The organism is Mucilaginibacter sp. P4_A11 (genome assembly GCF_056402535.1).
This window is the reverse complement of the sequence record NZ_JBFUHE010000019.1, coordinates 25487-45242: the sequence shown is the minus strand read 5'-3', so window position 1 is coordinate 45242 and position 19756 is coordinate 25487. Positions and strand designations below refer to the sequence as shown.

Annotated in this window: 12 protein-coding genes; 2 read left to right on the top strand and 10 right to left on the bottom strand. The window is 44.2% G+C overall.

The window, feature by feature from the left end:
• Nucleotides 1–139: 139 nt before the first annotated feature.
• The 5 genes from AC1DUD_RS26895 to AC1DUD_RS26875 form a co-directional block, all read right to left on the bottom strand.
• Nucleotides 140–2326, bottom strand: coding sequence for a hypothetical protein (locus AC1DUD_RS26895; protein ID WP_477380279.1), 2187 nt, complete (start codon nt 2324–2326; stop codon nt 140–142).
• A gap of 76 nt (nt 2327–2402) precedes the next feature.
• Nucleotides 2403–3152, bottom strand: coding sequence for a DUF3823 domain-containing protein (locus AC1DUD_RS26890; RefSeq protein WP_477380277.1), 750 nt, complete (start codon nt 3150–3152; stop codon nt 2403–2405).
• A 13-nt stretch (nt 3153–3165) separates the two neighbouring features.
• Nucleotides 3166–5076 (bottom strand): RagB/SusD family nutrient uptake outer membrane protein, encoded by a 1911-nt coding sequence (locus tag AC1DUD_RS26885; protein WP_477380274.1) that lies wholly within the window; start codon nt 5074–5076, stop codon nt 3166–3168.
• Between the two features lie 13 nt (nt 5077–5089).
• On the bottom strand, nt 5090–8263 hold the full coding sequence (locus AC1DUD_RS26880) for a SusC/RagA family TonB-linked outer membrane protein (protein WP_477380272.1): 3174 nt from the start codon (nt 8261–8263) through the stop codon (nt 5090–5092).
• Nucleotides 8264–8887: 624 nt separating this feature from the next.
• The gene (locus AC1DUD_RS26875; RefSeq protein WP_477380269.1) at nt 8888–10075 is read right to left on the bottom strand and encodes a class I SAM-dependent rRNA methyltransferase; all 1188 of its coding nucleotides are present in this window, start codon (nt 10073–10075) and stop codon (nt 8888–8890) included.
• 166 nt (nt 10076–10241) lie between these two features.
• Between AC1DUD_RS26875 and AC1DUD_RS26870 the strand changes: the two genes are divergently transcribed.
• A complete protein-coding gene (locus AC1DUD_RS26870) occupies nt 10242–11096 on the top strand; it encodes a DUF2911 domain-containing protein (RefSeq protein ID WP_477380267.1) in 855 nt (284 codons plus the stop codon).
• A 98-nt stretch (nt 11097–11194) separates the two neighbouring features.
• Here AC1DUD_RS26870 and AC1DUD_RS26865 read toward each other — a convergent pair whose 3' ends face one another.
• The 5 genes from AC1DUD_RS26865 to AC1DUD_RS26845 form a co-directional block, all read right to left on the bottom strand.
• Nucleotides 11195–12904, bottom strand: a complete 1710-nt coding sequence (locus AC1DUD_RS26865) for a sodium:solute symporter family protein (protein ID WP_477380265.1) — start codon at nt 12902–12904, stop codon at nt 11195–11197.
• A 108-nt stretch (nt 12905–13012) separates the two neighbouring features.
• Nucleotides 13013–13204 carry a hypothetical protein gene (locus tag AC1DUD_RS26860; protein WP_091209712.1) on the bottom strand — a complete coding sequence of 64 codons (192 nt, stop codon included), beginning with the start codon at nt 13202–13204 and terminating at the stop codon, nt 13013–13015.
• A 272-nt stretch (nt 13205–13476) separates the two neighbouring features.
• Complete coding sequence (locus tag AC1DUD_RS26855; protein ID WP_477380262.1) at nt 13477–15531, bottom strand: M13 family metallopeptidase; 2055 nt, start codon at nt 15529–15531, stop codon at nt 13477–13479.
• Between the two features lie 267 nt (nt 15532–15798).
• Nucleotides 15799–17853 (bottom strand): M13 family metallopeptidase, encoded by a 2055-nt coding sequence (locus AC1DUD_RS26850; protein WP_477380260.1) that lies wholly within the window; start codon nt 17851–17853, stop codon nt 15799–15801.
• Between the two features lie 85 nt (nt 17854–17938).
• Nucleotides 17939–18181 (bottom strand): helix-turn-helix domain-containing protein, encoded by a 243-nt coding sequence (locus AC1DUD_RS26845; protein WP_477380258.1) that lies wholly within the window; start codon nt 18179–18181, stop codon nt 17939–17941.
• A 406-nt stretch (nt 18182–18587) separates the two neighbouring features.
• Between AC1DUD_RS26845 and AC1DUD_RS26840 the strand changes: the two genes are divergently transcribed.
• Entirely contained in the window at nt 18588–19727 is a 1140-nt protein-coding gene (locus AC1DUD_RS26840) for an acyl-CoA dehydrogenase (RefSeq protein WP_477380436.1), read from the top strand.
• Nucleotides 19728–19756 lie beyond the last annotated feature (29 nt).

The following is a 19756-nucleotide window of genomic DNA, read 5'->3' as shown; positions in this document are numbered from 1 at the left end:
TATTTTGGGTGCTTTATTTGCAAATCACTGTAAGGACAATTTTTTTGAGCGAATTACGCAATCTCTTTTCAAAAAAACTTCCGCACATGAAATTTCATGTACGGAAGAATAAACCAACTCTCTCTCAAAAAAGAATCTTTTACCATTTAATGCTCACCTTAATACCATCGGGGCTGTTCGCAAAGCCCAGGTATAAGGTTTTTGATGATTTATCCCATGAGGATTTTACATCAGCAATGGTTTTTCCTTCGCTGTCGGTAACTACTGTTTCCTTTGGTTGTGCAGGTAACAGGATCCGGGCGCTGTTTAATGTTTTTATAGGGCTTTTAGCTACAAATGTGTAACTATTTTCCGTTACCACTTCGTCATACACCCTTGAGGCAGATGCCAATACTTTTGGCTGTTTTTTATCCTCAATACGTTTAATCACATATAATAAGGCCTGCTCATTAGGGTTGATCGTTTTTTCTGCCAGTACAGGTAATTGCGGATCGAACAGATCGATAACCGGACCTTTTACTACGTATGGCTTGCTATCGGCATTTTCATCCATTACCGAAACAACATCATACGGCCCACGCTCCAGGTACATGCTGTTTTTGAATTTCAACTTACCGCCATTGGCATCTTTTTCATAAGCCTGCTTTACCAGGTTAATGAAAGTTTCATCATTGCTGGCCTGCATTACAAACTCTTTAGGGTTTTGCCTCAATACATAAACCGCCCCATTACCAACAGCAAAATGCTGGTTGTCGCCGGTTGGGTTTACACCCAGTAGCTTAAACAGGTGCTGCGATGGCGCGGTGAAGCTGTTTCCTTTGGTATCCCACCATTCCATTACCGATTGGTACGGATCGTCATCCCTGCCAACATAAACCAGTACGCCTCCTTGTTTAACCCAGGCAGCCAGTTGCTCGTGAATTTCGGCCGATACCGGTTTCATGTTGGAGTAGCTCATCACCAAAACTTTGATATCCTTAAGCGATGCCGCGTAGCCCAGGTTTTCCATATGCACGGTTTGTACCGGCACGCCACGTTTTACCAAAGGCAGGGTTTGTCCGTAAAAATTGGAGAACTGCGGATCCTCAAAACCATTGTGGGTAGGGAAGCGCTGAAACATCAATGTATTGCTCATCAGTACACCGATACCGTTAACGCCGGATACTTTATTGGTTGACACAGGCATATCATTAAGCGCGTTTACCATGATCTGCATCTGAGTCGAGTAAAACTGCGGAATCAATATTTTTTCATTGGTACCTAATACAGGGTATGGATGTGTGTAGATACGCTCCGGCCATGGCATTACCTCGTAGTCAGCAACCATTGGGTATAATAACTTGGCCGTAAAGGTAGCCTGGTAGTTGCGTTTATAATCGCTCCAGTCGTGTACGCGGTCTTCAATCGGGTCAGTCAGGAAAAATACCTTGCGACCGGTTGGGGCAGTCATCGATACTACTGAACCATATTCAAGAAAAGCGTTTTCAAATACCCGTTCCTTTTCTTTACCATTAAAGTAAGTAGGCTCACGCGAGGTACCCGTCCATACCTGGGCAATGTAGCCGTCGATACCCGGCAATGAAGCCAGGCTTGCCTCCGGACTAACAATTTGCCATGATGAATAGTTTACCAGCGAGTGCGTAGCTATGAACACCTTAATGTTCATGCCTTTGCTTTTGCCATACTCTTTGGCGTATGATGATACCTGTTTTATGGTTTCATAATACAGGTGATATTTTAGCTTGCTTGATAAGTAAGTGTTTTCGGCCGACGCATCCTGCGGTTTCCAGGGGAAGCCGTAATATTTTTGCCACTGGTCTTTAAAGCCGGCGCTGTAACCAGCGCGCGCCCAAAACTCAGGCTCCTCTAAAAAAATGTTGGTGATACCCACATCTATCACACGCTTAACCACCGCGGTTTTCATGTACTCGATAAAGGAATCATCCGGCACCACGTAAGGCATATCTTTACCGTGGAAAATTGTATCGCCTCTTTGTGTTACCTGCCCTACACCAAGGTGGTTTTTACCATCCCATTTGCCCAAAAAGTAATCCTTGTAATCGCCCCAGGCAATGCCGGTCATGAAATTTACATCGTAACCACGGTCGCGCCATGATTTTACACGTTGCTCAAAGGTCATGTTCGGATGATCATTGGTACCATAAACAATGGCAATGTCTGATCGTACATCAATTTCGGGCCTCCAGGGACTGCTGGTTTGAAAAGCAGTTTTCTCCTTCAGGGAAGCTGGTTTGGGGTTAGTGTCCTGCGCATAAGCACCGGCAGCAAAGGCAAGTCCGCAACAAAAAAGTAGCGTGTTCTTCATAGTTATATTTTATTAAAACTGTGTTTGGGAAGAACCACTCCCCTGGCCCCTCCCTCACACAGGTATTCATATTGTTTTACGGAACCTTTACCTCTTTTACGTCGGTATAGTTGTAATAATTAAGGCCATAAGATACCCTTGCACCTACACGGATAAAGTAGCTCCTTTTACCCGGCAGCGTACCGCCCAATGTAGTAAGGCTAAGGGTTTTACCAACCGAGTTATTTGCATCATCGCCACTTAATTTAGGTGTGTAACGGTTATCGTAATTGTTATTGCCTACGTAGTTATTTGAATTGATAAATACGGCTACATCACTCACGTTTTGCTGAAAATTAGGATCGGCAGTACCGCGGGTTATTTTAAAGCTGGTAGTTATGGTGCCATCAGCATTTAAAACTGGGTTACCTACCCATTCTATCCTTAAAAATGGCTCAACTGCAAAATTTACGGTGGTCACATTTTTAACATCAACCGTCTGGCTTTTATCAACAATGGTTTTGCCGGTGTTATCAACCTGAACCAATGGCACAAAAGCACCCTCGGCCGAAATTACATTTTTACCTGCAAACAGTTTGGTGTTTTGATAAGTACCATCCTGGAATGAAGATATATAGAACGGGGTTGGGTTTGAGCTCCAGCTTATCTCCAATAATTTGATACGGGTGCCCGAACCTTGTTCTGTTTGCAGGCTTTTGCCATTCCCTGCATCAGTTACAGTACCTTTCAAGGTAACATCGGGGGCGGCATAATTATCAACCTTTTTGCATGAGCTGCCTGCGGCAACCAATACACTTAATGCTATGCTATAAAATATTTTTTTCATCTCTCTCTTAAAATTAATAACCCGGATTTTGAATTAAATTCTGGCTTTTCTGGATCTCACCTTGTGGTATTTGCTCATAGTACCAGCGTACATCAAAAGTGTATCTTGAATTACGCTCATCCAACCGGGCATCAAAGAAGTACTTACCATCATTAGCCGAATAGAAAGGCATCAGCGTACGGTAAATGGTACTGTTTTGTTCCTTATCGGCAACCCTCCAGCGGCGCATATCCCAATACTGTTTGTTTTCGAAGCCAAGCTCTTTCTTTCGCTCTTTACGAACTACGTCGATAGTTAAATTAGCTGTACCGGTTAAAAGATCGGCACCGGCGCGCTCACGGATCTGGTTGATCTGGGTAAAGGCATCCTGCAGATAGCTCTTGTCCGACTGGCCAAGCGCGTTTAACTCTACAGCAGCTTCGGCGCGGTTAAGTAATACTTCGGCATAACGCAGCTCGATCCAGGTTTGATCAGAACGGTTTTCCAATACTTCGGATGTCGGTTTGTCTGGTACAATATATTTACGGATAGAGAAACCAGAAACAGAGTTGGTACCATCGCCTGTAAAATACCCACTTAAACCGGCAGGGTTCATGGTTGTACCATTTGGCAATTTGTATGGGGTTTGGCTGGCATTAGCCGATTGTACAATGTTATCTGTTGGATAATGGGCAGTTGAGCCTGCAGGCAACAGCGGACTAATGCCGCCAGCCGAAGGGCCGGTATAAATACCTCTGCGGATCTCGATGCTTACACCTTTCATCACATCGCCAGGCAAAACTACGGTTGCTCTTAACCTTGGCTCAGCATTGGCAAATATATCCACAGTATTGGTGTACAGATCGTATTTACCACCTGTTGTGGTTTTGATAGTGCCATCAGCATTTTTAGGAAAACCATCAAACAGTTCCACAAAATCCAACGTCGGGTTAACTTCTGATGAGTAACCGTTAGCACCCATTAACTGGCGTGGCACATTGTATGCGTCATAACCATGTACTGATTCGGGATAATGATACTGACGTACAAATATGTTTTCAGGGCTTGATGCATCAAAAAACAGGCTAACGTAGTTTTGATACTGAGCGTTTTTATCGCCCGCGGCCCATGCTTTTTTGTATAAGCTGTATTTACCGTCAACTAATGCAGCTGCATCATAAGCTGCTTTAAAGTAAGTAACCGCTTTTGCCACAGGAATACCGCAAAGCCTGTTGCCACTGCCATCAACCAATGAGATCTGGTTGTACTTAGCTATTGTACCCGCATAAAGCATTGCCCTTGATTTGAAACCCGCAGCGGCATATTTATTTGCCCTGCCTGCCTGGTTAGTTTCAGGCAAATTGGTGTAAGCATAATCCAGGTCGGTACCTATAAAATCATAGATCTTTTCTTCAGACGAACGGGGTATTTTTAATTCCTCGATGCTTTGCGCAGGATAGTTAAGCACTTTATCAACAAGTGGCACACCGCCGTAACGTTTAACCAATGCAAAATAAGTAGCCGCACGCACAAATCTTGCTTCACCTAACCAGTTATTAATTTGGTCTTTAGTAAAATTACCTGCGTATTTAGGCAGGGTTTCAGCAAAATAGTTAGCGTCCCTGATAACCCCGTAGCAATCGCCCCAGGTTGATAGGCCTGTGTTTTCCTGCATTGAGCCATTCTGGTCACGGCTTAAGGCTTCACCTGTGGTAGCACTTGTAGGGCTGATGATCCAGAACATATTCAAACCTCTTTCGGGCGAATACCTGAAATCTTCAATAGGTAATTCGCTGTACAACCGGGACATGTAGGCCTGGATTCCAGCAGCTGTTGCAAAAACGTCATCGTCCTTAACAATACTCGGGGGCAGGGTATCCAGCTTTTTACACGCCGTTGTCCAGCAAAGTAAAAAAGCCAATATCGTATATGTGTATTTTTTCATGATCTGTAGTGGATTATAGTTTAACATTTACACCGATGGAATAAATTTTATCTAAAGGATATAAATAGCCGTAGTTGGCCGATGGGTGCTCTGGGTCAAGATATTTCAAGCTTGTGATGGTTAATATATTGTACCCGTTCACAAAGATCCTTGCACCCTTAATACCAACCTTTTTAGCGGCACTGGCTGGGATACTGTAACCAATCTCAGCAGATTTTAATCTCACATAAGCTGCGCTGTGGATATTTGACAGCGAGTTGGTGTTGGCTGTTGTACCGGTAAGCGCAAATGTACCCGGGGTCCATGCGGTGTTTGGATCATAAGGATCGGCCTTTGGATCGGTTGGGTGATACCTGTCCATGAACATAGATAGGGCACTGCCACCACCCCATAACGGGATATTCAACTGCTCGATGTATGACACATTGATACCGGCAGCTCCCTGCCATACAGTATTGATATCAAAACCTTTGTATGAACCGCCCAGTGTTAAACCAAATGTGGTTGAAGGCACGCTGTAGTTATTGTTACTTACGTTTTGTGCAATAGGGTGCACGTCCTGATCGTTGATGACGCCGTCACCGTTCCAGTCCTGTAAAATATAATCACCAACTACCGCATTACGTGATACAAACTGCGGGCTGTTCAGCAATTGCTGATAATTCTGGAACTGGCCGTTGGCTCCGTAACCCCAGAATATATTATTGTAGCGGTTGTCGTTATTATTATGCCAGTTAAGTTGCGAGTTACCATACGCCGAGTGTACTTTGCTGATCCATTGCGTGCGGGTATAACCGAATGTACCTTTAACAAAGTAATTAAAGCTGCCGATGTGATAACGGTGGTTTATTTCAATATCAAAACCCTGGGCGCGGTCGCTGTTAAGGTTTTCCTGCGGCAAACCTGCACCTACCACACCCGGCAGGTTATCGGCACGGGTATCAAGCAGGCCGCTCCTATCGCGCCTGAAGGCATCAACAGTTAAGCCTAACAAACCATTCCATGCCTGCAAATCAATACCGGCGTTGTAGGTTTTTGCAACAAACCAGAAAATGTAGGGGTTGGCAATACCACGGCTTTGCGCACCGTTAACAAACGTTCCGTCAAATACCGAACCCGGAGGTAATCTGTTGTTGTCGCCAGTAGCAGGATAATTGTAGCCAGTAAGGTATTGATAGGCGAACAGACCGGCGTCATCACCCAGTTTGGCGTATGATAAACGGATCTTCAGGTCGTCAATAAACGAAAGAGCTGATGTATTTTTCCAGAAGTTTTCCTGCGAGATTCTCCAGCCAGCAGATGCGCCGGGGAAAAAGCCCCAACGCTTAAGCGGGGAATTTTTGGAACTGCCATCATCCCTGAAGCTAAATTCAACAAGATATTTCGATTTGTAATCGTAGTTTACACGACCAACAAATGACTTGTTCACATAATCATAAGGCCAGCCGCCATCAACCGTTGCGGTTTGGTTTAAAGCGTTACCTGCCGATAGCTGATCGACAGGCAGCGATAGCTGACGTTGCGCATTAAAGTTGTCGCCTTTTTGCTCACCTTCTTCATAAAGCGCTAATGCATTAATGTTATGCCCGCCTTTAAACTGTTTTGCATAGTTTAATGAAAGCTGCATTAAGGTGCTTGGCTTTTCATAAAACTGGCGGGTGATCGACCCAGGTGTTTGATTAGCTATAGGCGCGTAGGTATTGCTGTTAGCGTCGTAATTATATTGGTTGTATGAACGCTGATAAACCTTGTTGCTTGAAAAATAGTAATCATAGTTATACAAGCCTTTAGCACTTAAACCCGGTACAAAAGGAACATTATACGTTGCAGATACCGAAGACTGTAACCATTTATTAGCAATTTGTTTGTAACCATCAACATTGGCATCGGCCATAGCAACAGGATTTGAACCATCAACTTCGCCATTGTTCAGGTATGCCGGGTTATTATTGGCGTAGATGCTTTGAGTAGGTACCTGCCTCCAGAATGAGCGGATGATCCACCAGGCATCCTGGTAAGGCTGATTTTTTTGCTCAATAGTACCGCTCAGGTTTACATCAATAGTAAGGTTTTTATTGATCTTGGTAGTAAGGTTTGAGCGCAGGTTATATTTCTTATAGTTCAGGTCGCCACTTTTGAAAAAGCCGTCCTGATCGGTAATACCCATACTCACAAAATAGCTGCTATTATCGGTACCACCTGTAGCATTCAGGTTATGCTGTTGCTGAGGAGCACTGTTAGCAAAAACAGGGCTATACCAGTCGGTACTGGTTTTTGTACCGTTTTTATAGGCAGCAAAATCGGCATCGGTGTATTTTACCTGTCCTCCGTTAACGTTGTGCAGTAACTGCTCGTTAACCAGGGTCATGAAATCAACAGCACCAACAGGTTTTGGCATGTATGACGGGATCTGCCAGCCGTAGGTACCTGAATAGTTAAGATCAACCGCACCCTTTTTACCTTTTTTGGTAGTAACGATAACCACACCATTTGCTGCACGCACACCATAAATAGCGGCTGATGCATCTTTCAACACTGAAATACTTTCAATATCGTTAGGATCAAGCCTTGAAATGTTATCACGCGGAATCCCGTCAATAACCACCAGCGGGTTACCAAAACCACGAATATCAAAAGCATTACTGAATGAACCCGGCTCAGATGTGTTTTGAGTGATACGTACACCCGCTACTTTACCTGCAAGCATGTTCAGTACGTTCTCGTTTTTGGTGGTCACGATCTCGCTGTTGGTAACCGATGCCACAGATCCGGTTACAGTTGCCTTACGCTGGGTACCGTAACCAACCACAACCACCTCATTCATGTTAGTGGCGTTTGGCTGAAGCTTAATGTTAAATGTTTTTTGGCTACCTACGCTTACTTCCTGCGCAACGTAACCCAGAAAACTAAATACCAGCGTTTGACTCGGCTCGGCAGTAATGTTAAACTGACCGTTTACATTGGTGGTTGTACCATTGGGCGTACCTTTTAGCTTAACGCTTACGCCGGGCAGGGGTTGTCCGTGCTCATCATTTACTACCCCGGTTATTTTGCTGCCCTGAGCAAATGCCGAAGTACACATGGCTAAAAACAAAAGAGCGGTAATGCAGCATTGCAATACTCCCTTAATTTTAGCACGATAACGGATGCGATGGCACCCATCATAATTGGTAAAATTTTCGTACATAATAATTGGTTAATGGGTTTATAACTCTTGCCTAAGGGAGAGCAAACTGAATTAAGCGGGGATGGTTAGACCCGCTCAATACTTATCCTGTTTTCCATTTGGCACAGCAATGATATAGCGGGTGGTATTAAAACAAGGGTTAAAAAAAGGGTTAATTCGGCTAAAATTTCATTAACCGTGCAAAAATTAACCGCTTTTTTAAGCGGAGGAGGTCAAACTGAAGAAATACTACCGCAGGTTTAGCGATAGCGTAACCTGTAGGCGTTATTTGCGAGACGAATAAAAATCATGTCATTGCTAGCGTAGCGTGGCAATCGCACGGAAGCACAGCCGCCCTGTATAGCATGCGATTGCCGCGTCGCGCCCGCGCTCATCCCAGGTTCGCTCCTCAATGACATGATTTTTATTCTTCTCTGCTGCCGCGGGTTTAGCGATAGCGTAACCCGTGGTTGGGTACACGGTAAGCTTTCAGCTTACATTATTGAATGTGGTTCAGCTGAAAGCTGAAACCATTGTTACCACGGGTTGAAAACCCGCGGCAGCATTAAATGCCGAAGGCCTGTTTTGCGACGCAAAACAGGCCTTCGGCTATAGTTCCCCCTTTTAAGGGGTTAGGGGGCCGGTCTAAAATACTCTGCAAAGTAAACCTTTCAGGTACTCACCTTCGGGGAAGGAAGCACGTACCGGGTGATCTTCGGGCTGATGGAACTGGTAAATAAACTGCACCTGTTTACCCGCATCAAGCGCGGCCCAGGCAATTACTTGTTTAAAAGTTTCCATATCCATAGCACCCGAGCAGGAATAGGTAGCCAGCAAACCGCCCTCGTTAAGCAGCAGCATACCTAAACGGTTCAGATCTTTATAAGCACGTGAAGCACGGGTTAATGCCGAGCGCGACGGCGCATATTTAGGCGGATCCAGCACGATAACATCAAACTTTTCGCCTTCGTCCCTAAACTTGCGAAGCTGCGTGTTGACATCCGATTTAATGGCCGTATGTTTAGTTGAATCCAGTTTATTCAACCGGATATTTTCAGCCAGTGTTTCAATAGCTAATGCCGAACTATCTACACTGGTTACCGAAGCCGCACCTTCTTTAAGGCTGTTTAGTGTAAAACCACCTGTGTAACAAAAGCAATCCAGCACTTTTTTATTTTTCGCGTGCATTGCCAGTACATGGCGATTATCCCGCTGATCACAATAAAAGCCGGATTTTTGGCCTTCGGTGATGTTGATGCCGTAAACTACGTTATTCTCCAAAACTTCCACCAGCTCAGGAGGCGGACTGCCTGCGAGCACTTTATTTTCTGCTTCGGTCAGCCCCTCGTGTGCGCGGGAGGCATTATCACTTTTATCAGATATACTTTCGGGGTTGAGCAGCTTTTTGAGCTCATCTATAATAACAGGCATTACATTTTGAATCCCCGAAGTGAGCACCTGCACCGCCAAATGCCCTGCATATTTATCAACAATAAGGCCCGGTAAATAATCAGATTCGCTAAAGATCAGTCTGCAGGTATTTGTACCGTTAGCTAAGATACTATCCCTGCTTTTAACCGCTATAGCTACCTTTTCTCGAAACCATGCTTCATCAACCTGCACATCTTTATTCCACTCCAATAAACGCAAAGTAACCCTCGATTGATCGTTATAAAAACCATAGGCCATAAATTCGCCCTGGGCGTTTAGCAATTGCACCACATCGCCATTAGCGGGCTTACCCTTTACTTTTTCAATCGCTCCTGAAAATACCCAGGGGTGCCTTTGCAGTACGGCTTTTTCTTTACCCTTCTTTAATATAACGTCAATCATGAGTGCAAAGGTAATAAAGCGCTGGTAATTTTAGCTTTGCAGTAACGCCATCCCTATTTATTACGTATTTGCATTGAGGGGCTCTAAACCTTGAAAATATTTTTACGTCATACACAATAATATCTGCATTAAAACATTTGGTATCTTAGATTCGAAAACTATAATCATGAAAAAAACCTACGTATTCCTGTTCAGCATGCTGATAGCGTGTTGTTGTTTCAGCTTAAAATCATACGCCCAGATTCCCCGCATACCTGAGGCCAGCTCAACTCAAACCATTATCCAGGATTTCGGATTAGGAAAAGTAACCATCACTTATTCCCGTCCCAATGTTAAAGACCGCAAAATATTTGGCGGTATCATCCCTTACGGCGAAGTTTGGCGCACAGGTGCTAACGCCGCAACTACCATTACTTTTACCGAAAAAGTTGTTATTGAAGGTAACCCGGTACCTGCCGGTACTTATTCGTTGTTCAGTATCCCTACCAAAAACGAGTGGACCATTATCCTTAATAAAGTTGTAAAACAATGGGGCGCTTACAGTTACAAGCAAGACCAGGATTTTCTGCGTTTTACTATAAAACCTATCCGCGTTAGCGAAAAAAGGGAAACCTTTACGATGGCTTTTGTTAACTCAACCACCAAATCAACCGACCTGGTATTGGTTTGGGATAAAACCGCCGCATACATCCACATGGAAACCGACGATGACGCCAAGATCACAGCCAATATAGATGAGCTGATGAAAGGCGACCGCAAACCATACTACTTCAACGCCATACAGTATTACTACGAAAACCATAAAGATGTTGACAAAGCCCTTGGCTGGGTTTACGAAGCCGAAAAAATTGAGCCTAAAGGCCCATGGTATAAGCTATGGGAATCGCGCCTGTTATTACGTAAAGGTAATAAAGCCGGTGCCATTGCCGCTGCCGAAGCCGGTATAGCCCTGGCCAATGCCGATAAAGATGAAGAATACGCCCGCTTGAACCAGGAAGCCCTGGATCAAGCTAAGCAATAAAACCCCACCCAACCCTCTCCTGAAAGGGAGGGCTTTAAAATAATAAAGGGTTCGTTTTCTGAAAGCGAACCCTTTATTATTATATACCTAAATTAACGCTAATCAGTATCCTCAACAATGAGAACTTCAGCGGGAGTCATCATATTGATCAGCCACGCAATTATAATCAGCAGGATTGCGCCTATTGCATTGAGCCACAAATATGCAATCACGTTATAATACCCCATAAGGCAAATCATAGCTTCGGTTATAATAGCAGCTATAAATACGGCAGTACCTTTTATTTTTTTGAGATAGAAAGCCACAATGAACACCCCCAGTATGGTTCCGTAGATATAAGAGCCCAACTGGTTCACGGCTTCGAGCAGGTTACCGATGCGACTGGCGTACAATGCCATGCCGATGCAAACCAAACCCCAGAATACCGTTGCCAGGCGCGACGCATTTAAATAATTCTGATCGGTAGCATTAGGGTTAATAATACGTTTGTAAATATCAACCACACTTGTTGAAGCCAGTGAGTTTAAAGCACTTGCGGTTGAGCCCATAGACGCCAGGAAAATAATAGCGATCAGTAAGCCGATTAAGCCTTTAGGCAAATACTGTGTAACGAAGGTTAGAAACACATAATTGGTGTCATTATCGTCGGCCTTCGGGTTGTTCTTTTTCATCAGTTCAATGGCGTTTTGCCTGATGGTATGGGCCTGGCTATCTGCTATTTTTAACTGGTTTTGCGCTCGGTCAATACTTTCTTCATTTTTACTGTCGATAGCTTTTACCAGTTCATTGGCTTTGATCTTCTTTTGCTCAAAAGCCTGGGTGTACTGCTGGTCGAGGGAATTATATTGTGTAGCGTAATTGCTTTTCTGAATTTGTTTAACCTCGTATTGGTTAAAAAACATCGGCGGGCGGTTAAACTGGTAAAATGCAAATACCAGCACTCCTATCAGCAGGATCAGGAATTGCATCGGGATCTTGATCAACCCGTTCATGATGAGTCCGAGGCGGCTTTGTCCTACCGAGCTGCCGGTTAAATAACGCCCTACCTGGCTTTGATCCGTACCGAAGTAGGAGAGCTGTAAAAAGAACCCGCCGATAAGGCCACTCCAAATGGTATAGCGGTTATTGGGGTCGAATTTCCAGTCTATCACATTCATCCTACCCATCTTACCGGCCATTTTAATCGAGCTAATAAAACTTACATTGCCGGGCAACAGATAAACCACCAATACACCGGCCAAAAACATACCCGTAAAAATAATGCTCATTTGCAGCAGCTGTGTGTATGACACCGCTTTACTTCCGCCATAAACGGTATAAGCAATTACCAATCCACCAATAAATAGCGTGGTATAAACCGTGTTGATATTTAATATGGTTGAGAGAATGATAGACGGCGCGTAAATGGTAACCCCGGTTGAAAGCCCACGCTGCACCAGGAACAGGAACGATGTAAGCGCGCGGGTTTTCAGATCAAAACGCTGCTCTAAAAACTCGTAAGCAGTATAAACTTTAAGGCGGTGAAAAATGGGGACAAAGGTGATGCAAAGCACGATCATGGCCAGCGGCAGCCCAAAGTAGAACTGCACAAAACGCATCCCATCTGAATAGGCCTGCCCCGGTGCCGAAAGAAAGGTGATAGCGCTGGCCTGCGTAGCCATTACCGATAAACCCACATGGTACCACGGCAATGAGCGGCTGCCCATCAAAAACTGGTCGATATTTTTATTGCTGCCGCTTTTCCATATGCCATACAGCACTATAGAAAATATGGTAAGGCCTAAAACAATCCAGTCGGTTAAACTCATTCAAAGAATTTGGTAATGAGCCAGAATACTAAAACTAAAAAAACCAGCCATGCGGCAACAATGCCGTAAAACTGGTTCCAATTTTTTATAAATGAGGGCAGGTCAGGATCAGGCCTCTTCATTACGGCCACGAACTAACACGGCTATAAATGCAGCAGCAGTTAATAAACCTAAAACACCACCTACAAAAATCCAGGTAAAGCCTTTTTCAATAATACCGCCTACAAATAGGCCTGAAACTAATCCTACTAAGTAGTATATGTAATCAAAGTTTTCTTTTTCTTCTTTATGGTGTCCCATGATGTTATGTATATGATTGCGACAAAAATAGGTGATTAATTGAATTTTACCAACTGTTTATTTGTAAAAGGATTGTAGGATTTAAAAATTCATGACGATGACAAATGAAGAGGGATTTGTGCTTCACCATCACGTCATTGCGAGGAACGAAGCAATCGCAAACTGTACAGGGGAACTTGCAAATCCACTCTGCTCGTAGAGGATTGCTTCGTGCCTCGCAACGACGGTTGTATAAGTTGCTTAACGCAACTTTTCCTTTAGGGACTGGGGGCTTACCAGATCTTCACCCTTTTATCAGGATCAATCCACATCTTGTCGCCTTTTTTAATATTAAAAGCTTTATAAAACTCAGGCACATCGCTAAAGGGCCCGTTCACCCTTAAAAAGCCGGGGGCATGTACATCCGTCAGGATCTGGTTGGCTAATGATTCATCTCGTTGCTGACCGAGCCAGCCGAGGGCGTAGCCTAAAAAGAATCGCTGCATTGGGGTAAGGCCATCAATGAGTTTGCCTTCTTTATATTGTTGAGTCTTTTTAAAAGCATCAATGCCTAATACTATTCCGCCCAGATCGGCAATGTTTTCGCCTAAGGATGCTTTGCCGTTTACGTGCAGGCTGTCCAGTACCACATAGCTGCTGAACTGGTCGGCCAGCATGTTGGCACGTTGGGTGAATTTTGCCGAATCCGTCGGTGTCCACCAGGCCCTAAGATTACCTTTGGCATCGAACTGGCGACCTTCATCATCAAAACCATGGGTAATTTCATGGCCAATGGTTGAAGCCGCTACATAACCGTAAGCTACTGCGTCATCCACCTCGCTATCTTTCACCCCCGGGATACTGAATTGTGCGGCCGGCAATGTGATCTCATTATTTGAAGGACTATAGCTGGCGTTATAGGTTTGCGGTGTCATGCCCCATTCGGTATGATCAACCGGTTTGCCAAGCTTATTGAGGTTGAACAGGTAAGCCCAGTGCCTGGCCTGCATCACATTACCCGCGTATGATTCGCGGCCGATCTCCACGCTCGAAAAATCCTTCCATTTATCAGGGTAGCCAACTTTGGGGTGAATAGCATTGAGTTTGGCTAAAGCCTTTTGTTTGGTTTCGGGGCTCATCCAATCCAGTTTGGCAATATGTTCGCGGTATGCCTGGCGTATAGCCTCTACCATTTCGGTATAACGCTGTTTCGCTTCGGCAGGGAAATACTCTTTTACGAAAAGCTGCCCCAGCAGTTCGCCCATTAAACCGTTTTCGGTATCGAGTACACGTTTCCAGCGGGGCAGTTGTTCCTTGCGACCGGAGATCACCTTTCCGCTAAAACGAAAACTTTCGGCATCGGCAGCGGTGTTAAGGTATGGCGCGTAGGATGAGATCAGCTTCCAGCGCAGGTAAGCTTTCCAGTCATCAACAGAAAATGTGCTAAGCGCGGTATTCACCGCCCTGTAATACTCCGGCTGCCCAATAATCACGGTATCAATTGGCTGCTTATACTCCAACTTGCTGAACATTACCGGCCAGTTAATGTTAGGTGCAAGCTTGCCTAACTGGGCTATGGTCATTTTGTTATAGTTGCGATAAGGGTCACGCAGGTTTTCGAGCTTGCGGCTGCTATCGGCTAAAAACTTTTCTATTTTAAATATACTTGCCGCTCCTTGCGCTGCCTTTTGTTCATCCCAGCCTGAAAGCTTCAGCATAGCCGGCAGGTGGTTATTCATGTAATCGATACGTACTTTGGTGGTACGGGCATCGGTTTTAAAATAATAATCGCGATTAGGCAGCCCTAAACCCGATTGCCCCAATTGCACGATGGTTTTAACACTGTTTTTGGCATCCTGACGTACACCGCTGCCTATGATGTTGCGGGTACCTGTGGTAGTTAACAAGGCTGCTGCGTTTAAGATGCCTGCTATATCGGTAGCCTGATCAATAATGTCCAGCTGTGCTTTTATGGGGTTGATGCCTTGTTTTTCAATGTTTACACTATCCAGTCCGGTGTAATAAAAATCGCCTATTTTTTGGGTGGATGTGCCTTTTGGGGCATTGGCCTTCAGGGCATCTTCGTTGATCTTTTTCAGCCGGTCGCGTAGTTCTTCGGATACTACGTTGCCTATGCCCCAGCTTGAGTATGCTGCCGGTATGGGATTGTGTTTAAGCCAGCCACCGTTGGCATATTTAAAAAAATCATCGCCGGGCTTTACCGATTTATCCAGATTATCATAAACAGGATCGACGGGTTTATCAGTAATTTTTGTTTGGTAGGCGCTCAGGGCAAATAGAGCCAAAGCAGCTCCGCCAAAGAGGGTTCCTTTGTAAAGTTTGGTCATGTCAACGCGTTTTAACAAATTTAATAAAAACAAAGGCCTTTAAATAAGGCCTTTGTAACATCTGGGATATATTTCGTGTTAAAATATGCGGAAATCACCGCGATTGCAGGATGGTTGATATCTCCATGTCATTGCGAGCGATGGCGTGGCAACCTCGTAGGATACAGAGCGGACTTGCAAAGTGTTTATGCACAGCTACGGGATTGCCACGTTGCTCGGTTCACTGCCCAACGCTTGCTCCTCGCAATGACATTTTTTTTTATACACCTACCAAATCTTCACCCTCTTATCCGGATCTATCCACATCTTATCACCTTTTTTAATATGGAAAGCTTCATAAAATTCAGGCACATCGGTAAAGGGTCCGTTAACGCGCATAAAACCGGGAGCGTGCTCATTGGTAAGGATCTGGCTTGATAGCGACTCCTTCCTGTCCTGTGTAAGCCAGCCTAATGAATATCCTAAAAAGTAGCGCTGCAATGGTGTTAATCCATTGATCAGTTTACCTTCTTTATATTGCTGGGTTTTCTTGAAGGCATCGAGGCCTATTACAATCCCGCCCAAATCGGCAATGTTTTCGCCCTGGGTAGCTTTACCGTTTACATGCAAACCATAAATGCTGTAGCCATTAAACTGGTCGATAAGCATTTTTGCACGCTGACTGAATTTTACAGAATCCTGTGGTTTCCACCAGGCTTTCAGGTTTCCGGCAGCATCAAACTGGCGGCCCTGGTCATCAAAACCATGGATCATTTCGTGGCCGATGGTTGATGCGGCAGCGTAGCCGTAAATAATAGCATCGTCAATATTCTCGTCCTTATAACCGGGGATAGTAAAAATACCGGCTGGCAATACAATTTCATTATTCGACGGATTATAGTAAGCATTGTAGGTTTGCGGCGTAATGTCCCATTCGGTACGGTCGACAGGTTTGCCAAGCTTAGCCGCGCTGAAATTATGCCACCACTCGTTTGCCCGCAATACGTTAAGCGCATACGGTCCACGATTGATCTCTAACGTCGAAAAATCTTTCCATTTATCCGGGTAGCCAACTTTCGGATTTACTTTTGATAGCTTGTAGTAAGCCTTCTCCTTGGTTTCGGGGCTCATCCAATCCAGTTTTTCAATATGCTCTTTAAAGCTGGTACGCATTTCCTCAACCAGTTTTACGTAGCGCTCCTTTGTTTTTTCAGGGAAATACTCTTTTACAAAGATCTGCCCCAACACCTCGCCCATCAAACCATTTTCGGTATCCAGTACACGTTTCCAACGCGGGAGCTGGGCGGTACTGCCTTCTATAACTTTGTCATAAAAACGGAAGATCTCCTGGTCAAAAGGCTTGCTCAGGTATGAGCCGAAAGCGGTTATCAGATTATTGCGCAGGTAATTTTTCCAATCATCTATCGAATAAACTTTCAGTGCCTTATTCAACGCCCTGTAATACTCAGGCTGACCAACAATTACGGTATCGACATTTTTGTAGTCCATCTTTTCAAAGGTGGGTTTCCAGTCAATATCCGGGGCCAGCTTGCCCAGTGCGGCAAGCGTCATTTTGTTGTAGTTATGGTATGGATCTCGCAGATCTTCCAGTTTGCGGCTGCTGTCTGCCAAAAAAGATTCAAGCGAGTAGGTTTTTTTGGCCGCTGCTACTGCTTTATCAGCAGGTAAGCCGGCCAGTTTAAACATCGTCGGCAGGTATTTATTTTGATAATCGGTGCGGATGACTACACTATGTTCATCCTTATTAAAATAATAATCACGGTTAGGCATACCTATGCCCGATTGGTACAAGCCCAAAGCCATTTTCGAGCTGTTTTTGGCATCCTGGCCAACGTAAGCACCAATTGGCTGTGTAACACCGATCCGTTGCAGATGGGCAAATTCCTCAACCAGGCTTTTGATATCCGTTATCCGGTCAATTTTATCCAGCTCGTCCTTCAGCGGTGAAAGGCCTTGCTTTTCGATGTTAACGGTATCCATCCCGCTGAAATAGAAATCGCCTATTTTTTGGGTGTTGCTGCCTTTGGATGCGTTAGCTTTCAGTGCATCTTCGTTGATCTTCTTCATCCTGTCGCGCAGCTCTTCCTGCACAACATTACCAATACCCCAGGACGCGTATGCCGCTGGAATAGGGTTTTTACGCAGCCAGGTGCCGTTGGCATATTTAAAAAAGTCGTCGCCCGGTTTTACAGTAGTGTCCATGTTATGGATCACCGGATCGCCAGCTTCGTAAGCTTTTGTTTTGTCTTCATGGCTACAGGCACTGAGCAAAGTGCCAAGCGCTACAGTGATCAGGGATAAGGAACGGATTTGTTTGTTCATTTTTTAGGTGTGTGTATGAATTAAAATACAACGACTGTATGGTATAATAGAATTTAGGACAGCGTTTTTTTCTAAATATGATAATTTAATATATCCCCTGGAAGAAACCTGCTAAAGAAACATCAAAATAATAACAAATTTTACGAAGTGTTTCCAACCGGATATCAATAATACCTGATTCGAGCCGGGCAATATTTATGCGGGTTTCGTTAAAAAACCGCTCCTGGGTAACCCTGTTTTGCTTACGCAAAGTTTTTATCTGTAAGGCAACTTTTCGTTTAAACGCGCTATCTGTGTTGTTAAGGTATTCAAAATCAGTTAAAAGCATGGGTGGATCGGCTTATTTAATATTTTATGTTTTTTGTGTAAGCTAAAAATAAAATAACATCAATACATTTTATATGCAGATATTATTCTTTTATAAAAAATGACAACTAACGTTTAAACATGAAATATTAATGCCACAATTTTATAATTATGGCAAAAGATTTGTATAGAAATATTCGCCCTGTATCATCTGTGAAAAAATAAAAGATTTAGTAACATCTACCTGTGAAAAATTAAAATTGAATTCTCAGACGCCCAAGTTGAGATTTTTTGTTCTTTGTTTTGGGTTTAATCAATAGTTTAAATTAATTAGGGGAAAGGGAGCTTCAAAAAAAGCTCTCTTTTTTTATTTATAAATTTTACTATGCATGCATAGTAATTTATATATTTATGCTTTAATTATACCCATGTATTTTGAACTGACCGAAGAACAAAAAATGATTCGCCAGGCTGCGCGTGATTTTGCGCAGGCAGAATTGAAACCTGGTGTTATTGAACGCGACGAATTGCAAAAATTCCCTGCCGAACAGATAAAGAAGCTTGGCGAACTGGGCTTCCTGGGCATGATGGTATCCCCCAATTATGGCGGTGCCGGCATGGATGCCATTTCATACGTGCTGGTAATGGAGGAGCTTTCAAAAGTTGATGCATCTACCTCGGTAGTTGTGTCCGTCAACAATTCGCTGGTGTGTTACGGGCTCGAAAAATATGGCAGTGAAGAGCAAAAGCAAAAGTATCTAACGCCATTAGCCAAAGGTGAACGCATTGGCGCTTTCTGCCTCTCGGAACCGGAAGCTGGCTCTGACGCCACATCCCAAAGCACTACAGCTATTGATATGGGCGATCATTACCTGCTCAATGGTACCAAAAACTGGATCACCAACGGCGGCTCCGCATCTACCTATATTGTCATAGCTCAAACAGATGCAGCAAAGAAACACCACGGTATCAACGCTTTTATTGTTGAAAGGGGGATGCCCGGCTTTACAATTGGCCCTAAAGAAAACAAGATGGGTATTCGCGGATCGGATACTCATTCCCTGATGTTTACCGACGTTAAAGTGCCTAAAGCAAACCGCATTGGCGAAGACGGGTTTGGTTTTAAGTTTGCCATGAACGTGCTGGATGGCGGCCGGATAGGTATTGCTTCGCAGGCTTTGGGTATTGCATCCGGGGCCTATGAATTGGCTAAGCAATATGCTAAGGACAGAAAAACTTTTGGGAAATCACTGGCCGACCACCAGGCTATCCAATTTAAGCTGGCCGATATGGCGACCGAAATTGAAGCCGCCCGCCTCATGTGCCTTAAGGCAGCCTGGCTTAAAGACCATGGGAAGTCTTATGCGCAGGCATCGTCAATGGCTAAATTATATGCATCAGAAGTAGCTATGCGTACCACGACTGAAGCGGTACAAATCCATGGTGGATATGGTTACGTGAAGGAATATCATGTTGAACGCCTGATGCGGGACGCTAAAATAACACAGATTTACGAGGGGACGTCTGAAATTCAAAGAATTGTCATTTCGCGCGGATTGTTGAAATAACAACGCTGTTTTCATACCTTTGAAAGTAT

What these genes read in the sequence shown, in the direction of transcription:
- AC1DUD_RS26895 (WP_477380279.1), bottom strand. Translation starts at nt 2,326, where the DNA reads ATGAAGAACACGCTACTTTTTTGTTGCGGACTTGCCTTTGCTGCCGGT.
- AC1DUD_RS26870 (WP_477380267.1), top strand. Translation starts at nt 10,242, where the DNA reads ATGAAAAAAACCTACGTATTCCTGTTCAGCATGCTGATAGCGTGTTGT.
- AC1DUD_RS26875 (WP_477380269.1), bottom strand. Translation starts at nt 10,075, where the DNA reads ATGATTGACGTTATATTAAAGAAGGGTAAAGAAAAAGCCGTACTGCAA.
- AC1DUD_RS26840 (WP_477380436.1), top strand. Translation starts at nt 18,588, where the DNA reads ATGTATTTTGAACTGACCGAAGAACAAAAAATGATTCGCCAGGCTGCG.
- AC1DUD_RS26880 (WP_477380272.1), bottom strand. Translation starts at nt 8,263, where the DNA reads ATGTACGAAAATTTTACCAATTATGATGGGTGCCATCGCATCCGTTAT.
- AC1DUD_RS26855 (WP_477380262.1), bottom strand. Translation starts at nt 15,531, where the DNA reads ATGACCAAACTTTACAAAGGAACCCTCTTTGGCGGAGCTGCTTTGGCT.
- AC1DUD_RS26845 (WP_477380258.1), bottom strand. Translation starts at nt 18,181, where the DNA reads ATGCTTTTAACTGATTTTGAATACCTTAACAACACAGATAGCGCGTTT.
- AC1DUD_RS26865 (WP_477380265.1), bottom strand. Translation starts at nt 12,904, where the DNA reads ATGAGTTTAACCGACTGGATTGTTTTAGGCCTTACCATATTTTCTATA.
- AC1DUD_RS26885 (WP_477380274.1), bottom strand. Translation starts at nt 5,076, where the DNA reads ATGAAAAAATACACATATACGATATTGGCTTTTTTACTTTGCTGGACA.
- AC1DUD_RS26850 (WP_477380260.1), bottom strand. Translation starts at nt 17,853, where the DNA reads ATGAACAAACAAATCCGTTCCTTATCCCTGATCACTGTAGCGCTTGGC.
- AC1DUD_RS26890 (WP_477380277.1), bottom strand. Translation starts at nt 3,152, where the DNA reads ATGAAAAAAATATTTTATAGCATAGCATTAAGTGTATTGGTTGCCGCA.
- AC1DUD_RS26860 (WP_091209712.1), bottom strand. Translation starts at nt 13,204, where the DNA reads ATGGGACACCATAAAGAAGAAAAAGAAAACTTTGATTACATATACTAC.